The following is a 1739-nucleotide window of genomic DNA, read 5'->3' as shown; positions in this document are numbered from 1 at the left end:
CAGTGTTGCAACCTCGATTACGATCTCAGGATCAGTCAAGGTTACCAATTGAGTGGTGATGGAAGGCAGCATGCCTTCGAACCGAATGTCCGCCACACCTCCACTCAATCGAACGATATGTCCAATGTCAGGCTCTCGTTTTGTCATCGCTAAGTCAAATTCCTGATATCCATTCGAGAACTATCATAGTATTTCATCAAGTATCCTTGATCTCGAACAAACCCATGAATCAATCGAACATGTTCCGAAGGCCCTCAATCGTGATTTCGATGCTGACCCGTTTGGAGGAAATTAGCAAAAGTGAAGTCAACGCATGGAACTTCGCCTAGGTTCCAGACGTTATGAAGGAAACGCGATCAAGCAAGGGGCTGCTGATTGACACTTCCGTTGCAAGCTTTCATCTTCGACATGGATGGCGTAGTGACGAACACCGCAGACGCGCACTTTGCGGCTTGGAAGGAGGTATTCGACGAGTTTTTTCGACGGTTACCCGAGGCAGCCCAGGAGTCACGACCGTTTACGCGTAAGGACTACCTGGCATATGTGGACGGCATTCCCCGCTACGAGGGCGTCCGCGCCTTTCTGAAGTCCCGGGGCATCAGGCTGCCCGAAGGTGATGCGTCGGACGTAGGAGACGATACCGTCAAAGGGCTCGGAAACAGGAAGAACGAGCGCTTTCGCGAGTGGCTTGAACGGAACCGGATCGACGTCTTCGACGACGCGCTCGAACTGATTGATGTTCTCAGACGGAACGATATACGCGTTGGAATATTCTCCTCTAGCCGTAACGCCAAGCAGGTGCTTGAGAGTGCGAGGGTCACCGAACTCTTTGACGTCGTCATCGATGGTGCCGATGCCGAGGAGAGCGGCCTGCCGATGAAACCTGATCCTGCGGTGCATGATGATGTTCCGGCGACGGTACTCGATACCTTTGACAAGTTGAGGGCAGTGGCTCGGGGGATTGCGAGCCACCCCGCCGTATTGGCTTGGTACGCACCAAAGACCTAGTCCTGCAGCAGAGTATAAAAAGTGAGGTCACCTTGAGCCGAATGTTCGAAGAAATTTGCCCATGCCGCGCCACCTGACCCTCGCAGAACTTGAGGCGGGCCTGCCTGAAATCCTGCAAGCGCCAAAGAACAATGGCACTCTGGCCGCAATTGTTATCCGCCCGGAGCCGGGCCAGCGGGTCGAGTTGGCAAGCTGCGAGGTAAGTCTGAAGCTGGGAACTCATGGCGACAATTGGGCGAGCGAGTGCTGGAAAACCACTGACGATGGTTCGCCTCACCCAGACGTCCAAATCTGTATCATGAATGCCCGCTGCATTGCGCTGATTGCACAGGAGCGCGGCAACTGGGCGCCGGCAGGCGACAACCTATTCATCGATACGGACCTGACACCGGACAACACGCCCCCCGGCACGCAACTGGCAATTGGCACGGCCATCATCGAGATCACCGATACGCCACACAATGGATGTGGCAGCTTCATCGAGCGCTATGGGCGTGACGCCTGTGTCTTCGTTAACACTCGTGAGGGACAACGGCTGCGCCTACGTGGCATCTATGGCCGCGTCGTCCGCGATGGCCGTCTCGCTGTGGGGGATACTGTCAGGAAGGCCCCCCAACTGGGGACTTAGGCAACTGACCGGGTTTGCCCGTTCGAATTCGTTCCAAACCAGGATTAATCCTGCTGCGAGGTTTCTCTGCATCCAATGAGGATGACGAATGGGCGCCGGCTGC

General features: G+C 55.5%; 2 protein-coding genes. Both read left to right on the top strand.

What is annotated here, in order from left to right; translation table 11 throughout:
* Positions 1 to 387 precede the first annotated feature (387 nt).
* Positions 388 to 1008, top strand: a complete 621-nt coding sequence (locus tag ACLD7X_RS16595; protein ID WP_411424792.1) for an HAD family hydrolase — start codon at positions 388 to 390, stop codon at positions 1006 to 1008.
* 61 nt (positions 1009 to 1069) lie between these two features.
* A complete protein-coding gene (locus tag ACLD7X_RS16590; protein WP_411424791.1) occupies positions 1070 to 1636 on the top strand; it encodes an MOSC domain-containing protein in 567 nt (188 codons plus the stop codon).
* Positions 1637 to 1739: the final 103 nt, after the last annotated feature.

This window comes from Aphanothece microscopica RSMan92 (assembly GCF_046613545.2).
Taxonomy (GTDB): Bacteria; Cyanobacteriota; Cyanobacteriia; order PCC-6307; family Cyanobiaceae; genus NIES-981.
Note: the sequence above shows the minus strand (reverse complement) of the source record. Positions and strands in the feature narration are given on the sequence as shown.